The sequence below is a fragment of the Stutzerimonas nosocomialis genome (assembly GCF_005876855.1).
Classification (GTDB): Bacteria; Pseudomonadota; Gammaproteobacteria; order Pseudomonadales; family Pseudomonadaceae; genus Stutzerimonas; species Stutzerimonas nosocomialis.
In genome coordinates this window covers 136,677-151,885 of record NZ_QLAE01000005.1, presented here as the reverse complement: position 1 = coordinate 151,885, position 15,209 = coordinate 136,677, and the positions used below count along the sequence as shown (strand labels likewise).

The 15,209-nt window shown below is 65.3% G+C and carries 12 protein-coding genes and 1 tRNA gene; 3 read left to right on the top strand and 10 right to left on the bottom strand.

The genetic code is table 11. From position 1 onward, the window contains the following. Positions 1–23 precede the first annotated feature (23 nt). The 3 genes from DN824_RS04840 to DN824_RS04830 all read right to left on the bottom strand — a co-directional run bounded on the left by DN824_RS04840 (position 24) and on the right by DN824_RS04830 (position 3,461). Positions 24–1,244, bottom strand: coding sequence for an aspartate aminotransferase family protein (locus DN824_RS04840; RefSeq protein ID WP_138407208.1), 1,221 nt, complete (start codon positions 1,242–1,244; stop codon positions 24–26). Between the two features lie 133 nt (positions 1,245–1,377). Next, positions 1,378–2,067 carry a crotonase/enoyl-CoA hydratase family protein gene (locus DN824_RS04835; protein ID WP_138407207.1) on the bottom strand — a complete coding sequence of 230 codons (690 nt, stop codon included), beginning with the start codon at positions 2,065–2,067 and terminating at the stop codon, positions 1,378–1,380. An 89-nt stretch (positions 2,068–2,156) separates the two neighbouring features. After that, positions 2,157–3,461 carry an HD-GYP domain-containing protein gene (locus DN824_RS04830; protein WP_138407206.1) on the bottom strand — a complete coding sequence of 435 codons (1,305 nt, stop codon included), beginning with the start codon at positions 3,459–3,461 and terminating at the stop codon, positions 2,157–2,159. A 212-nt stretch (positions 3,462–3,673) separates the two neighbouring features. Between DN824_RS04830 and DN824_RS04825 the strand changes: the two genes are divergently transcribed. Beyond that, positions 3,674–3,763 (top strand) — tRNA-Ser (locus DN824_RS04825). Positions 3,764–3,815: 52 nt separating this feature from the next. Here the strand turns inward: DN824_RS04825 and DN824_RS04820 are convergent. Continuing rightward, complete coding sequence (locus DN824_RS04820; protein ID WP_138407205.1) at positions 3,816–4,307, bottom strand: hypothetical protein; 492 nt, start codon at positions 4,305–4,307, stop codon at positions 3,816–3,818. Positions 4,308–4,995: 688 nt separating this feature from the next. Between DN824_RS04820 and DN824_RS04815 the strand changes: the two genes are divergently transcribed. After that, on the top strand, positions 4,996–6,117 hold the full coding sequence (locus tag DN824_RS04815; RefSeq protein WP_138407204.1) for a mechanosensitive ion channel family protein: 1,122 nt from the start codon (positions 4,996–4,998) through the stop codon (positions 6,115–6,117). Between the two features lie 25 nt (positions 6,118–6,142). Here the strand turns inward: DN824_RS04815 and DN824_RS04810 are convergent, their stop codons facing one another. The 5 genes from DN824_RS04810 to acs form a co-directional block, all read right to left on the bottom strand. Then, positions 6,143–6,877 (bottom strand): proteasome-type protease, encoded by a 735-nt coding sequence (locus DN824_RS04810; protein ID WP_138407203.1) that lies wholly within the window; start codon positions 6,875–6,877, stop codon positions 6,143–6,145. 82 nt (positions 6,878–6,959) lie between these two features. Then, positions 6,960–7,754: a transglutaminase family protein gene (locus tag DN824_RS04805; protein ID WP_138407202.1), complete on the bottom strand. Its 795-nt coding sequence runs from the start codon at positions 7,752–7,754 to the stop codon at positions 6,960–6,962. Next, positions 7,751–8,701, bottom strand: coding sequence for an alpha-E domain-containing protein (locus DN824_RS04800; RefSeq protein ID WP_138407201.1), 951 nt, complete (start codon positions 8,699–8,701; stop codon positions 7,751–7,753). The genes DN824_RS04805 and DN824_RS04800 overlap by 4 nt, the downstream gene beginning before the upstream one ends. Positions 8,702–8,703: 2 nt before the next feature. Next, entirely contained in the window at positions 8,704–10,113 is a 1,410-nt protein-coding gene (locus DN824_RS04795) for a circularly permuted type 2 ATP-grasp protein (RefSeq protein WP_138407200.1), read from the bottom strand. Between the two features lie 361 nt (positions 10,114–10,474). Then, the gene (acs, locus tag DN824_RS04790) at positions 10,475–12,430 is read right to left on the bottom strand and encodes an acetate--CoA ligase (RefSeq protein WP_138407199.1); all 1,956 of its coding nucleotides are present in this window, start codon (positions 12,428–12,430) and stop codon (positions 10,475–10,477) included. A gap of 234 nt (positions 12,431–12,664) precedes the next feature. On the opposite strand from acs, the gene DN824_RS04785 reads away from it, so the two are divergent. Beyond that, positions 12,665–13,990: a DUF2254 domain-containing protein gene (locus tag DN824_RS04785; RefSeq protein WP_138407198.1), complete on the top strand. Its 1,326-nt coding sequence runs from the start codon at positions 12,665–12,667 to the stop codon at positions 13,988–13,990. A 144-nt stretch (positions 13,991–14,134) separates the two neighbouring features. Here DN824_RS04785 and DN824_RS04780 read toward each other — a convergent pair whose 3' ends face one another. Further along, complete coding sequence (locus DN824_RS04780; RefSeq protein WP_138407197.1) at positions 14,135–15,136, bottom strand: TRAP transporter substrate-binding protein; 1,002 nt, start codon at positions 15,134–15,136, stop codon at positions 14,135–14,137. Positions 15,137–15,209: the final 73 nt, after the last annotated feature.

Here is a 15,209-nt window from a genome sequence, read left to right as displayed (position 1 = left end):
ACGCCCCGCGCAGGAAGGAAGGTTCAGGCCTGGGTCAGGGTCGCGACGGCGCGCTCGAAACGGTCCAGCCCCTCGTCGATATCGGCTTCGTCGATCACCAGGCTCGGCGCCAGACGCACGACATCGGGGCCGGCCTGCAGCACCATCACCGCCTCGCGTTCGGCCGCATCGAAGACGTCCCGGGCACGCCCTTTCCAGGCATCGGAAAGCACGCAGCCGATGAGCATGCCGCGACCACGGATCTGGCTGAACAGCCCGTAGCGCTCGCCGATCTGCATCAGTCGCGTCTTGAACCGCTCATGGCGGGCCTTGACGCCCTCGAGCACCTCGGGCGTGTTGACGATGTCCAGCACCCGCTCCGCGACGGCGCAGGCCAGCGGATTGCCGCCGTAGGTCGTGCCATGGGTGCCGACGCTGAAGTGCGCCGCGATCTCGTGGGTGGTGAGCATGGCCCCGATCGGGAAGCCGCCGCCCAGGCTCTTGGCGCTGGAGAGGATGTCCGGCACCACGTTGTAGTGCATGTAGGCGAACAGCTCGCCGGTCCGCCCCATGCCGCACTGCACCTCGTCGAAGATCAGCAGTGCATTGTGCTCGTCGCACAGCGCGCGCGCGCCTTCCAGGTAGGCCTGCTCGGCCGGCAGGATGCCGCTTTCGCCCTGGATCGGCTCGAGCACCACGGCGCAGGTCTTGTCGGAAATGGCCGCCTTGAGGGCCTCCAGATCGTTGTAGGGCACGTGGGTGATGCCTTCGATCCTGGGCCCGAAACCATCGGAATACTTGGGCTGGCCGCCCACCGTGACGGTGAACAGGGTACGCCCGTGGAAGCTGTTCACGGCCGAAATGATCTCGAACTTCTGCGGCCCGTGGACATCATGGGCGTAGCGCCGGGCCAGCTTGAACGCGGCCTCGTTGGCCTCGGCGCCGGAGTTGCAGAAGAACACCCGGTCGGCGAAGGTCGCCGCCACCAGCTTCTTGGCCAGGCGCAGCGTCGGCTCGTTGGTGAAGATGTTGGAAATGTGCCAGAGCTTGCCAGCCTGCTCCGTCAGCGCGGCAACCAGTTCGGGATGGGCGTGGCCCAGCACGTTCACGGCGATGCCGCCAGAGAAGTCCACCAGCTCGCGCCCCGCCTGGTCCCATACTCGCGAGCCCTGACCGCGTACCGGAATGAAGCGGGCAGGCGCGAAACTGGGAACAATGACCTGGTCGAAATCGGCGCGTTCTACCGGGGTATGCGGGGCGGACATCAGGGCTCTCCTGCGAGGCGATGGGAATCGAATGAGGGAGGCGCCAGCGGACCGCCGACACCGAACGCTCAGTGTAAACGCAGGATCGAGGCCTTGGGCAGCGGCGCACGCATTTCTGTCGCGCCGCGCATGCTCAGAGCTGGTGCTGGCGGTCGAGCTCGATGGCCCGGTCCAGGGTTTCCAGCAGCGCCTTGCGCACCTTCAACTTGGTGTTGCGATGGGCCGTCATCTGGATTTTCTTCATCTGCTGGGCCGTCGCCCTGGCCACCGCCATCAGCTCGCCCGCCGGCACGACACGGTCGAGGAAGCCGGCTTCGAGGGCGCCCTGGGGGTCGAACATCTCGCCGTTGATCACCGACCGGTGGAACGCCGACTTGCGCAGCCGGTCGCGGGCCAGTTCGATACCCGCGTGGTGCATGGTCATGCCGATCTGCACCTCGTTGAGTCCGATGCTGAACGCGCCCTCGGCGCCGATACGGTAATCGGCCGAAAGCAGGAGGAACGCCCCCTTGGCCACGGCGTGCCCCGGGCAGGCGATGATGATCGGGAACGGATGGGCGAGCATGCGCCGCGCCAGCGTCGAACCGCTGGCGACCAGCGCCACGGCATTCTCGGGACTCGAGGTCATCACTTTCAGGTCGTAACCCCCGGAGAGGATCCCCGGCTGCCCGGTGATGATGACGATGGCGCGGTCCTGCTCGGCGCGGTCCAGCGCCGCATTGAATGCCTGGACGACGTCAGGGGAGATGGCGTTGACCTTACCGTTGGCAAGCGTCAGCGTGGCGATGCCGTCTTCGAGTTGGTAGGCGATCAGCTCAGTCATGGCGGTTTTCCTTGTTTGAATAGCGCAGACGTTAACCATCGCTACCCACGAGGTAAAGCGCCGTGACTGACCGGCCGGTCAGCCCCGCATCACTCGTCCTCGACGCCGAACCCGACTTCGAACTCGAACAGCGCCTCGGGATGGAGGATCGCCTGAAGGGCGGAATCGGCAATGAACAACCCATAGGAGCCATCCGGCAGACCGTTGCTGATCCGATACGGATGGCCCTCCGCGTCGACGCAGATCCGGGCGAGATCCAGATAGCGCGGCTCGCAAGGCTGCTTGTCCGCATCGCGCAGCACGACGACCCGGGGACGCAGCTGCAGCCGATCGTGTTTTTCCAGCACCAGCGCGACTTCGCCGGTGTGCAGCTCGACCAGCGTGCCCACCGGGAACACGCCGAGCCACTGGATGAAGTCGCGTACCAGCTTCGAATCGAACTGGGTGCCGCTGCCCTCGCGCAGGATGTCGAACGCCACCTGCACCGGGCGCGGCTTGTCGTAGGAACGGTGGCTGGTGATGGCGTCGAACGCATCGACGATGGTGATGATGCGCGTCATGAAGGGAATCTGGCGCTCCGCGACACCCTGCGGGTAGCCCTTGCCATCGAGGCGTTCATGATGGCCGTACGCGGCCTGGGCAGCGGCGACCGGGATGTCGGCCTGGCCCTTGAGCGCTTCGTAGCCGAATACCGGATGCAGCTTGACGTGGGCGAACTCCTCGGCCGTGAGCTTGCCCGGCTTGTTCAGCACGTCGGGGTCGATGCGAACCTTGCCGACATCGTGCAGCAGGCCGCCCAGCCCCAGCAGCTCGAGCTCGGCATCGGACAATTGCAGGTGGTTGCCGAAGCCCATCGCCATGATCGACACCGACAGGCAGTGCAGACTGGTATAGACGTCCTGGTCCTTCAAGCGGGTCAGCCAGAGCATGGCGCTCTCGTTGCGCAGCAGGCTTTCGAGGTTGCGCCTGACGGCCGCCTGGCACGCCGAAGTGTCGATGGGCCTGCCCTGCTGCACGTCGGCAAGCAGCTCGCCCAGCACCAGGGAGCTGTCCTGGAAGGCGGTTCGTGCCTGATCGATTTCCGCATACAGAGGCTCACGCACACGCTCGCGCCGCGCCGTGGGCTTGAGCGCGACAGGCGCGCTCTGCTCGATCGGATTCAATGCCACGCGCCGGGTATCGTCGACGTAGACGTAGTCGCAGCGTTTCCTGACCGCATTCAGGTCGGACAACCGCAACAGCGGGAAGCCCTGGAAAAGGAACGTCGTTTCGCTCCAGGGCCGATCGAGTTCGCAGACGTACATCCCGAGCTCCAGGCGAGCGACATCGACGCGACGCTTGGTCATCACGAGCGTAGTGTCGGGGCGCTTCCTCAGCTTGCGAAACAGTTTCATGCCATACCTGGCTGGACGGGGCTGCGATCTGAACGGCCGGAGGTTATCAGACGACTGACACAGGTGGGCCATCATATGGCCAGAAACGAGACCGACGTCAGTTTCTGCCGAAGCCTAATAACCACATGAATAAACTAAAAAAACTTTTGCCATGCCCGGAGTCTTCCGCTACATTAGCGCGCCTCGACAGACCTGACCGTCTGGCGAGATCCGGTGAGGTGTCCGAGCGGTTGAAGGAGCACGCCTGGAAAGTGTGTATACGGGAAACCGTATCGAGGGTTCGAATCCCTCCCTCACCGCCAGATACGAAAAAGCCCGACGCAAGTCGGGCTTTTTTTTGCGTCGACAAAAGCGCTAGTCGACACGACCTCCGCCAGAGGGCGTTGCGGCGCCGCCGGAGGGTGTCGCCGCGCCTCCGCTATTGGCGGGTGTTCCGTTTCCACCCGTACTGCCGGCACCCGGCTGCACGTCCACCCCTCCACCCGTGTTCGGCGGCACCGGACTGACCGTGCCGCCGGCAGGCGCGGTGGTCGAGCCGGTGGGGGCCGGCGTGGTCGCGGGTCGATCCTGAATGGTCCGACTGGGCGAAGTCGCCGGGGACGTGTCGAAGCGGGGACTGTTCACGCCGATGTCGGGGCCGGTTGCGCCGCCGGCGGCTTCTTCGGCTGTCCCCGCCGGCACGGGCTCGCGTATGCCGTTGATGTCCTGTCCGACCTGCCGGCGATTGTCCACCATGTCGGCGCCGATCTGGTCTCGCTCCTGCTGCAACGTCATGTCCTCCTGCGCCAGCGCAGCACCGGACAGGGCCACCGCCAGCAGGATCAGGGGAAAAGCTGTGCACTTCATGACTGCCTCCAAAACTGGGGTCGATACATGAAGTGGACCGCCCCACGACACCGAAGGTGCCCCTCCTGCGCCGTTACCGGATGCAGCAACGGCGAAGCGACGAACGGCAGTGGCGGCCCGGGTGGTGGCGCAGGCCCTCTGGCATGGGAATTGCGACGATTCCGGCAATGCGAGTGACCGGTCCCGCCGCGGCGAGCCGCCCAACGGATGCATGCAAGAGCGGAATTTACCGGTCACTTGTTCAGACCAAACGTGCCGCCGGCTCAAGGCCGGGACGAAACCTTGCGTCAACGCGCCTGCCGGAGCGACTCGCCGCAGGCGCCAGAAAAATAAAAGGCCGAACCCATGTTCAAACAAAAAAAACTGCGCCAGGCAACGCTGATCCTTCTCGCCACAGCCGTTGTGCTGATTCTCCCCAACCTCACCCGGATGCTCAGTTGAGAGCGCCCGGCGAGCCGCCGCGATCACCCCCATCGCCCCGTCATCCCCGGCCGTAACGGCTGGGCCCTGGAGGCCGCTCCGCCCCCATCCCGGCTCCGGAAGCGCTGCGCGCAACGCCCCGACTCGATCCCCGGCGCTGCGCTGCGTAGCCGCCCAAGGGGAACTTATCGCGCCTGTGACCGACTGAAAAAACAGCCCCGCCCATCTCCCCGCGCCCTGCGCGCGGCCTCACAGGAGCCATTTCTTGATGAATTGGGACGTTCTGTTGAACGAGTCGATCTGGATCGATATCGCCATCGTCACCGCCGTGACGGTCATCAGCTACTGGGTGCTGCGCACCCTGGTCAAGATCCTGACCAGGCGCCTGCACGCCATGTCCAAGGGCTCGAAGACCCGCATCTACGCCTTCGCCGCCGAGATGCTGAGCCGCACCAGCCGGCTGTTGATCTTCGCCTTCTCCCTGCTGATCGGCCTGAAGATCGTCGAGCTTTCCCCGCGCTGGGAAGCCACCATGGCGCACGGCTGGTTCGTGGCCCTCGCCTTCCAGATCGCGCTCTGGCTCGACTGTGGCGTGCGGCTGTGGATGGAAAGCCTGACCCACGACGGTAAGACGCGAAACCCGGTGACCACCACCATCATCGGCATCATGATCCGGCTGGTGGTCTGGACCATGATGCTGCTGTCGATCCTGGCGAACCTCGGGGTCGACATCACGGCACTGATCGCCAGCCTCGGCGTCGGCGGTATCGCCATCGCGCTCGCGGTGCAGACGCTGCTCAGCGACGTCTTCGCCTCGCTGTCGATCGGGATCGACAAGCCCTTCGAGGTCGGTGATTTCGTGGTCTTCGGCGACGTCGCCGGCACCATCGAGCATATCGGTTTGAAGACCACCCGCATCCGCGCCCTGAGCGGGGAACAGATCGTCGTCTCCAACGCGGACCTGCTCAAGCAGACGCTGCACAACTACAAGCGCATGCAGCAGCGGCGCATCGTCTTCAAGTTCGGTGTCACCTACAACACGCCGCCGGCGAAGGTGCGCGAGATCGGCGGCGTGGTTCGCGGCATCATCGAGGGGATCGAGATGACCCGCTTCGACCGGGCGCATTTCCTCGCCTTAGACGACTACCAGCTGACCTTCGAAGTGGTCTACATGGTGCTCAGTTCCGAGTACAACCGCTACATGGACATTCAGCAGGAAATCAACCTGAAGCTGATGGAGCGGTTCGCCGAGATGGAAGTGCAGTTCGCCTTCCCCACTCAGAGCGTCGAGTTCATCGGTGGCACGCTGCCGGAAATCACCGTCGCGGGCGTGCCCAAGGATCGCCCCGCCGCCAACGGCGACCAGGGCGCGGAACCCCAGCCGGCCTGAGCCCCTGCGTTCGCCGCCGGCTCGGTCAGTTCCAGTAACCGTCCGGCGGCGAGCTGAGTTCTCCCAGCAGGCGGCGCAACCCGCCGCCCCAGTAGTCGCGAATCTCCTCGAAGTACGGGTCTCCCTCCTTGACGCGATAGCCCTTCGGGACGTCCAGGCTGCCGCTGCGGTAGACCAGCACGTCCAGCGGCAAGGCGACCGACAGGTTGCTGCGGATGGTGGAGTCGAACGAAATCAGCGCACAGCGCAAGGCGTGGTCCAGGGGCGTCTCGTAGGTCAGCGCGCGATCGAGGATCGGCTTGCCGTACTTGCTTTCACCGATCTGGAAATACGGCGTGTCGGGCGTCGCCGCGATGAAGTTGCCCTGCGGGTAGAGGTTGAACAGCGCTGGCGGCTCGTCACCGATCTGCCCACCCAGCAGGAACGAGCAGGTCATGTCCACCCCCGCGGACATGGTCGGCTCGGCGTCCCGCGAGACCACTTCACGCATGGTTCGGCCGACCAGTTGCGCCGCTTCGAACAGGCTGTCGACGCTGTACAGGTGAGGCCCGTCCTTCTTGAGGCGCTGGCGCAGCAGGCTGATGACCGACTGCGAGGTGGCGAGATTGCCCGCCGCCTGCAGGACGATCAGCCGCTCCCCCGGCACCCCGAAAATGTAGAGTTTGCGGAAGGTGGCGATATGGTCGACCCCGGCATTGGTACGGGAGTCGGACACGAACACCAGGCCCTCGCTCAGGTTCATGGCAACGCAATAAGTCATGGCGGATCCGGACTGTCAGGACGAAACACGGCGTCGCCCGGCCTGTTTCTCTCGGCAGACCTGGGCGCCCGCTGGCGCCACTTTACTGCTGGGCCTGTGTCATTGGCGAGACAAATACCCGGGCGTGCATGGTTTCGATGCCACCGCCGCGACGGCTTCCACGAACCGGGCAGGCATCGAGGTAATCCAGGCCGACGGCGAGCTTGAGATGGCGCTCCGGGCGATCCAGCTGGTTGGTCACGTCGAAGCTGTACCAGGCGCCATCCAGCCAGGCCTCGGCCCAGGCGTGGCTGGCCAGGTGGGTCTGGTCGTCGGTCAGCAGGTAGCCGGACACGTAGCGCGCCGGGACACCGAGGCTGCGGGCGCAGGCCAGGAACGCATGGGTATGGTCCTGACAGACCCCGGCGCGGGCGGCGAACGCCTGCGCGGCGGTGCTCCCCACGTCGGTCGAGCCCGGGCTGTAGCGCATGTGTTCGCCCAGGGCGCGCATCAGCTCGGTCAACCCGGTACGGTCGCGCCGGTCGCCGGCGCTGCGCCCGGCGAGCTCGCGCAGCGCCTCGTCGGGATGGGTGAGCCGCGTCATGCGCAGGAACGGGAACGGCGACTGGGTTTCGCGCTCGGCCTCGCAGCGCTCGTCGATTTCCACCTGTCCGCTGGCATGGATGAGGATCTCCTCGTGGGGCTCCTCCAGCGACAGCACGTGCAGGATGTTGCCGTAGGGGTCGATCTGGCTACGCGCCGGACGCGGCAGGTCAAGCCGCCAGTTGATGACGCGCTGGCGCTCGCTTTCCTGGGGCGTGAGCCGCAGGTACTGGATGCTGGTGCGTACCGTGTCGTCGTAGTGATAGCTGGTGTCATGGCTGATGGAGAGTCTCATGCGGCCTCCAGGTACGAACTGTGGATGGCCTGTCCGAGCCGGTTGACCTCCTGGATGCACTCGGTCAGCCAGTCGTGCAGGCCCGCCTCGAGGATTTCGTCGACGCCGGTATAGCGCAGGCGGGCTTCGAGCTCCGCCGCCATGCGCTGGGCCGGCCGGCCGTTGATGCCGGGCAGGCTGGCCAGCATCTGGTTCAGTTCATCGGTGCAGGCCCGCACCGAGCGGGGTACGTCCGGACGCAACAGCAGCATCTCGGCCACCTTGCGTACCTTGGGCGAGCCCCGGTAGATCTCGGCGAAGGCCTCGAACGAGGACACCGCGCGCAACAGCGCGCTCCACTGGTAATAGGCACGGGCCGAACCGTCATCGATGTCGTCGATGTCGTCGCCCAAAAGCTCGTAGCGCGCGTCGAGCAGGCGCAAGGTGTTGTCGGCGCGCTCGATGAAGGTGCCCAGGCGGATGAAGCGGTAGGCGTCGCTGCGCATGATGGTGCCGTAGGTGGCGCCGCGGAAGATGTGGGAACGCTCCTTGACCCATTCGCAGAAGCGGCTGATGCCGTAGCGGCTGAGGTCCTGGGTGGCGATGATGCGCATCTCCAGCCAGGTCGCGTTGATGTTCTCCCACATGTCGGTGGTGATCCGCCCGCGCACCGCATGGGCGTTGATCCGCGCCGACTGGAAGCAGTTGTAGATGCTGCCGGGATTGTCCGGATCGAAGGCGAAATGATGCAGCAGGCGCTTGCCGTCCAGCGGGCCGTGGCGCAGCAGGTAATCGTCGAGCGTGCCGGTGATCAGCAAGGGCATCGCCAGTTCGTCAAGGCCATCGCCCAGCCCCTTCTGCGGCATCAGCGACAGCGAATAGCTCACCTCGAGCATGCGTGCCAGGTTCTCGGCCCGCTCGAGGTAGCGCGACATCCAGTAGAGATCGGAAGCGGTTCTGGAAAGCATGGTCAGTCCTCCACCACCCAGGTGTCCTTGGTACCGCCCCCCTGGGACGAATTGACCACCAGCGACCCCTCGCGCAGCGCCACGCGCGTCAGCCCGCCCGGTACCAGGCGGGTTTCACGTCCGGAGAGCACGAAGGGCCGCAGGTCGATGTGCCGCGGCGCGATACCGCTCTCGACGAAGGTCGGGCAGGTGGACAGGCTCAGCGTCGGCTGCGCGATATAGGCCGCCGGGTTGGCCTTGAGGCGCTCGCGGAACGCCTCGATCTGCGCCTTGGTGGACGCCGGCCCGACGAGCATGCCGTAGCCGCCGGAGCCCTGGGTTTCCTTGACCACCAGCTCCGGCAGGTTCGCCAGCACGTGGGACAGGTCCTCGGGCTTGCGGCACTGCCAGGTGGGCACGTTGTTCAGGATCGGCTCCTCGCTCAGGTAGAAGCGGATCATGTCGTTGACGTAGGGATAGATCGACTTGTCGTCGGCCACGCCGGTGCCGATGGCGTTGGCCAGCACCAGGTTGCCGGCGCGATAGGCCGCCAGCAGCCCCGGCACGCCCAGCATGGATTCAGGGTGGAAGGCGAGCGGGTCGAGGAAGGCATCGTCGAGCCGGCGATAGAGCACATCGACGCGCTGCGGCCCGGCCGTGGTGCGCATGTAGACGCGCTCGTCGCGCACGAAAAGATCCGCACCCTCGACCAGCTCCACCCCCATCTCCCGGGCGAGGAAGGCATGCTCGAAATAGGCGCTGTTGAACCGACCCGGGGTCAGGACCGCCACGCTGGGGTTGTCCAGCGGGCTGGATTCCTTGAGCGTGGTGAGCAGCAGGTTCGGGTAGTGGTTGACCGGCGCGATGCGCTGCGCGGCAAAGAGCTCGGGAAACAGCCGCATCATCATCTTGCGGTCTTCGAGCATGTAGCTCACCCCGCTCGGGGTGCGCAGGTTGTCCTCGAGCACGAAGTAGCGACCGTCGCCGTCACGCACCAGGTCGACCCCGGCGATGTGCGCATATAGCCCGCGGTGCAGGTCCAGCCCCTGCATCGCCATCTGGTAGCCGTCGTTGGTCAGCACCTGCTCGGTGGGTATCACGCCGTCCTTGAGGATCCGCTGGCCATGGTAGAGATCGTCGAGAAAAAGGTTCAGCGCCTGGACGCGCTGGATGCAGCCCTTCTCCACGGTTCGCCACTCGCTGGCCGGGATGCTGCGCGGGATGGTGTCGAAGGGGATCAGCCGCTCGGTGCCCTGCTCGTCGCCGTACAGCGTGAAGGTGATGCCGGCCCTATGAAACAGCAGGTCGGCTTCCTGCCTGCGCTTGGCCAGCTCGTCCGCCGGGGTGTCGGCCAGCCATTGGGCGAACGCTCGATAATGCGGGCGGCACTGGCCGTTGGCGTCGTACATCTCATCGTAGAAGACCCGCGTCATTCAGCGCTCCTGCCTGTCGCAACAGTCGATGCTTCGCAAGCGCCATGCCAGAAGAAAATTCATTCAGGATCAATGACCTGGCGAAACCCCTCTACTCTGACGCACCACAGTGGAGCACTTGACGATGGGCGCGCTCCAAGCCTCGCCCCAAAGCGAGGCGGTCATCGCGCGGCCGTTTCGTTATTGACAGCATCGGCAACCGCGATTTCCCTGGCCTTGCGGATAAATCCGACGCTTGCGCCCTCTGCACGGGCGCTACCGGCACCGGCCGGCGAGCACCGGCCAGCACGCTTTGCCTGCGTTCCGACGGCATGAAAAAACCCCGGCAGGGCCGGGGTTTCGTCGAAGCGGTTTTTTGGGGTCAGGCGACCTGCATGGTCTTGTGCGTATCGACCAGATGCTGCACCACGCCCGGGTCGGCCAAGGTGGAAATGTCGCCCAGCGCGTCGTACTCGCCGGTGGCGATCTTGCGCAGGATGCGGCGCATGATCTTGCCCGAACGGGTCTTGGGCAGTCCGGGCGCCCACTGGATGATGTCCGGCACCGCGATCGGACCGATCTCGCGGCGCACCCACTGCTTGAGCTCCTGACGCAGCTGCTCGGAAGGCTCCTCGCCGGCGATCAGGGTGACGTAGACATAGATGCCCTGCCCCTTGATGTCGTGCGGCACGCCCACCACCGCCGCCTCGGCCACCTTGCTGTGGGCGACCATCGCGCTTTCGATCTCGGCGGTCCCCATGCGGTGGCCGGAGACGTTGAGCACGTCGTCCACGCGACCGGTGATCCAGTAGTAGCCATCCTCGTCGCGGCGTGCGCCGTCGCCGGTGAAGTACATCCCCTTGAAGGTCTTGAAGTAGGTGTCGACGAAGCGGTCGTGATCCCGATAGATGGTGCGCATCTGGCCGGGCCAGGAGTCGAGGATCACCAGGTTGCCCTCGGCGGGGCCCTCGATCAGGTTGCCGAGGTTGTCGACCAGCGCCGGAACCACGCCGAAGAACGGACGGGTCGCCGATCCCGGCTTGAGCGCCGTGGCCCCTGGCAGCGGGCTGATCAGAATGCCGCCGGTCTCGGTCTGCCACCAGGTATCGACGATCGGGCAGCGGCTCTGGCCAACCGCCTCGTAGTACCAGTTCCAGGCCTCGGGGTTGATCGGCTCGCCCACCGAACCCAGCAGGCGCAGGCTCGAGCCGTCCGCGCCTTCGACCGCGGCGCGGCCCTGCGCCATCATCGCGCGGATGGCGGTTGGGGCGGTGTAGAGAATGTTGACCTTGTGCTTGTCGATGATCTTGGCGACGCGGGTCACGTCCGGGTAGTTGGGCACGCCCTCGAACATCAGCGTCGTCGCTCCGTTGGCCAGCGGGCCATAGACGATGTAGCTGTGCCCGGTCACCCAGCCGACGTCCGCGGTGCACCAGTAGATCTCGCCAGGCCTGTAGTCGAACACGCGCTCATGGGTCAGCGAGGCGTAGAGCAGGTATCCGCCGCAGGTGTGCAGCACGCCCTTGGGCTTGCCGGTGGAGCCGGAGGTATAAAGAATGAACAGCGCTTCCTCGGCGCCCATTTCCTTGGGCGCGCAGACGGTGCCGGCGACCTTGAGCAGGTCGTCGTACCAGATGTCGCGGTGCTGGTTCCACTTGATGTTCCCGCCGGTGCGCTTGACCACGATGATCTTCTGCACGCAGTTGGTCTGCGGGTTGGTCAGCGCCTCGTCGACGTTTTCCTTGAGCGGCACCTTCTTGCCGCCACGCACGCCCTCGTCGGCGGTGATCACCACCTTCGAGCAGCCATCGATGATCCGGCCGGCCAGCGCCTCGGGCGAGAAGCCGCCGAACACCACCGAGTGGATGGCGCCGATGCGCGCGCACGCCAGCATCGCCACGGCCGCCTCGGGGATCATCGGCATGTAGATGGTCACCACGTCGCCCCGGTGCACGTCCTGCCCGCGCAGGGCGTTGGCCAGCTTGCAGACTTCCTCGTGCAGTTCGCGATAGGTGATGTTGCGGTGCTCGGACGGGTCGTCGCCCTCCCAGATGATCGCGATCTGGTCGCCGCGCTCCTCGAGGTGGCGGTCCAGGCAGTTGGCCGACACGTTCAGGGTGCCGTCGGCGAACCATTTGATATCGACGTGGTGGTCGTCGAAGGAGGTCTGCTTGACCTTGGTGAAGGGCTTGATCCAGTCGATGCGCTTGGCCTGCTCGCGCCAGAAACCGTCAGGGTTGACCACCGACTGCTGGTACATGGCTTTGTAGGTGGCCTCGTCGGTCAGCGACTGGGCCGCCACTTCGGGACGCACGGGATACAGGGACGCAGCACTCATGGAATAACACCTCGAATCTGTTTTGTTATGCCCTCAGTTGTAGCCCGCCCCTCCCCGCGCGGACCATACGACCATAGTCCAAACGCCTGCGCGGCCCGCCTGACGGGGGACCGGACAATCGCGACCGCGCGTTGGAGACGCGCGCGGCTCTCCTGAGCATAGCCGCGATTGCCGGACGCACCTTTGCAACGGGCGTTGTCTGATGTGCGGCAAGCCCGATCGTTGGACGTCCCCATGGCACAAGCTTCGAACGCCCTGTTCCGCGCGCTGTACCGCATCCGCCATAGCATCGCCTTCTACCCGACCGTCATCGCCGCCGCGTACCTCGTGGCCAGCGGACTGGTCATCGCCTTCGAGGCAACACCCCTGGCATCGCGCTTGCGCGACGACCTGCCCAGCGGCCTGACCGACGCCGACAATGCGCGGGAAATCCTCGGCACGCTGATCACCAGCATCGTCTCGCTCATGGTGTTCAGCTTTTCCATGGTGATGGTGGTGCTCAACGGCGCCGCGACGCGGCTGTCACCACGGGTGCTGCCGGGCCTGATCAGCGACCTGCGCAACCGGGTGATTCTCGGCGTCTACCTGGGCAGCATCCTGTACTACCTGTCGCAGATCATCCTGATCAACAAGAACGACCCGCAGAGCATCCCGACCCTCGGCATGCTGCTGGCGGTGCTGTTCGCCGCGGTCTGCCTGATCCTGTTCGTGGTGTTCATCCGCTCGGTCTCGCAATCGATACAGGTGGACTGGAACGTCAACCGTCTTCACCAGGAGGCCCTGAAGCAACTGGAGGCGCGGAAAAAACGCCTGCGGCAGGCACCGCCGGTGCCGGACGACAGCCAGTGGCCGTGCCTGGTGGCGCAGCGCCCCGGCTATCTGCGCAACGTGAACGAGAAGCGCCTGGGCGAGCTGCTCGGAAAACGCGACAGGGTGGCCACGCTGCAGGTCGAACCGGGCTTCTTTCTCATCGAGGGGCACCCGCTGATCAAGCTCAGCGGCGAACTGTCGGAGCGCGAAGCCCAGGAAGTGCAGGACTGCATGGACTTCAGCAACGACGAATACGCGTCCTCGAATGCCGCCTACGGCATGCGCCAGATGTCGGAGATCGCGGTGAAGGCCATCAGCCCGGCCGTGAACGACCCGGGCACCGCCATCCGCACCCTGAACCTGATCGGCGTCCTGCTGGGCCGGATGATGGGCGTGCCCCCCTATGACGTGGGCTGCTTCGATAACGGCAAGCCACGCCTGTTCTACCGGCAACTGCCCATTCACCGTGTGCTGACGGCCGTCACCAGCCCGATCCGCAACTACGGGCGCGGCGACCCCCAGGTGATCATCGCGCTGCTGCAATGCCTCGAGAACGCGATCCGGTTCGACCCCTCGCCCGATCAGCTGGATGCGCTGTGGGAGGAAGCCCATGCGGTGCGCGACGAAGCGGATGACTGCGTGAACAATTGCCGGGACCGCTCGGCCATCAACGACCTGATCGAACGCTTGAACGCGCTGGACCTGCCGACGCCGCGCCTGCGTCCCCTACCGCCCCATCCGGGCGACTGAGCGCGGGCAAAAAAAAAGACGGCCCTGGGGGCCGTCCTCGCAATCAGCTGATTGCGTAACACGCTCCAAATCCGATCACGCAGATTTGTCGCTGCAGTTCTACGCCGCACCGGGCGGTGCGGCCATTGCACCAAGGTCTAAGGCTCAGGGCGCGGTGTTGGCGGCCTGGGCGGCCTCGATCAGGTCCGTGCCGATATCCTTTTCGAAGCTCTTCCAGGCCGGGCGCACCGCGTCGCGCCATGCGCTGCGCTGCTCCGCCGTGAGGGTGATCAGCTCGGTCTTGCCGGTGGCGAGAATGGCCTGCTTGGCCTCCTCGTTGAGGGCCGCCGCCTGGCGGTTCACTTCGACGGTGACCTCGTCGACGATCTTCTCCAGCTCGCCGCGCACTTCGTCCGGCAGGCTGTGCCAGAACTTCGTGTTGGTGATCAGCACATAGTTGCCGATGCCATGGTTGGACTCGGTCATGTACTTCTGAACTTCGTAGTACTTCTGGCTGTAGATGTTGGACCAGGGGTTGTCCTGGGCATTGACCACGCCGGTCTGCAGCCCCTGGTAGATCTCGGCGAACGACATCTTGCGCGGCACCGCGCGCAGGGCGGAATACTGCGCGGCCTGAAGGTCGGAAGGCTGCACGCGGAATTTCTGCCCGCGGGCATCGGCCGGCTCGCGCAGCGCCTTGTTGGCGGTGAACTGGCGCATGCCGTTGAGCCAGTAGGCGAGCCCGGTGATGCCCTTGTCCTCCATCGAGGCGAGCATCGCGCGGCCTTTTTCGGACTGCTGGAAGCGCTGGGCCGCGGCCATGTCGTCGAACAGGAACATCAGGTCGAACAGCTGCAACTGCTTGGTGTACTGCTCGAGCTTGGACGGCGCCGGTGCGAGCATCTGCACGTCGTTGAGCAGCAGCGCCTCCATTTCCTTGCCGTCGCCGAACAGCGAGGAGTTCGAATAGACCTGAACCTGGACCTGTCCGGCCAGTCGCTCTTCGACCAGCTTCTTGAACATCAGCGCGCCCTGGCCCTTGGGCGTGTTGTCCGCGGTGATGTGGGAGAACTTGATGAGAATCGGGTCGGCCTGGACGCTGAACGCAGCGAACAGGGCGGATGCGGCAAGCACGCGGACGGCGCCGCGCAGGGTCAAACGCGCCATGGGAGCTCCTATTTATCGTTGTTGAGCGGTAGCGGGGTCGACTCTACGCCGGCCGGTGGCCGACCAAAATTCA

What these genes read in the sequence shown, in the direction of transcription:
- DN824_RS04840 (WP_138407208.1), bottom strand. Translation starts at nt 1,244, where the DNA reads ATGTCCGCCCCGCATACCCCGGTAGAACGCGCCGATTTCGACCAGGTC.
- DN824_RS04835 (WP_138407207.1), bottom strand. Translation starts at nt 2,067, where the DNA reads ATGACTGAGCTGATCGCCTACCAACTCGAAGACGGCATCGCCACGCTG.
- DN824_RS04830 (WP_138407206.1), bottom strand. Translation starts at nt 3,461, where the DNA reads ATGAAACTGTTTCGCAAGCTGAGGAAGCGCCCCGACACTACGCTCGTG.
- DN824_RS04820 (WP_138407205.1), bottom strand. Translation starts at nt 4,307, where the DNA reads ATGAAGTGCACAGCTTTTCCCCTGATCCTGCTGGCGGTGGCCCTGTCC.
- DN824_RS04815 (WP_138407204.1), top strand. Translation starts at nt 4,996, where the DNA reads ATGAATTGGGACGTTCTGTTGAACGAGTCGATCTGGATCGATATCGCC.
- DN824_RS04810 (WP_138407203.1), bottom strand. Translation starts at nt 6,877, where the DNA reads ATGACTTATTGCGTTGCCATGAACCTGAGCGAGGGCCTGGTGTTCGTG.
- DN824_RS04805 (WP_138407202.1), bottom strand. Translation starts at nt 7,754, where the DNA reads ATGAGACTCTCCATCAGCCATGACACCAGCTATCACTACGACGACACG.
- DN824_RS04800 (WP_138407201.1), bottom strand. Translation starts at nt 8,701, where the DNA reads ATGCTTTCCAGAACCGCTTCCGATCTCTACTGGATGTCGCGCTACCTC.
- DN824_RS04795 (WP_138407200.1), bottom strand. Translation starts at nt 10,113, where the DNA reads ATGACGCGGGTCTTCTACGATGAGATGTACGACGCCAACGGCCAGTGC.
- acs (WP_138407199.1), bottom strand. Translation starts at nt 12,430, where the DNA reads ATGAGTGCTGCGTCCCTGTATCCCGTGCGTCCCGAAGTGGCGGCCCAG.
- DN824_RS04785 (WP_138407198.1), top strand. Translation starts at nt 12,665, where the DNA reads ATGGCACAAGCTTCGAACGCCCTGTTCCGCGCGCTGTACCGCATCCGC.
- DN824_RS04780 (WP_138407197.1), bottom strand. Translation starts at nt 15,136, where the DNA reads ATGGCGCGTTTGACCCTGCGCGGCGCCGTCCGCGTGCTTGCCGCATCC.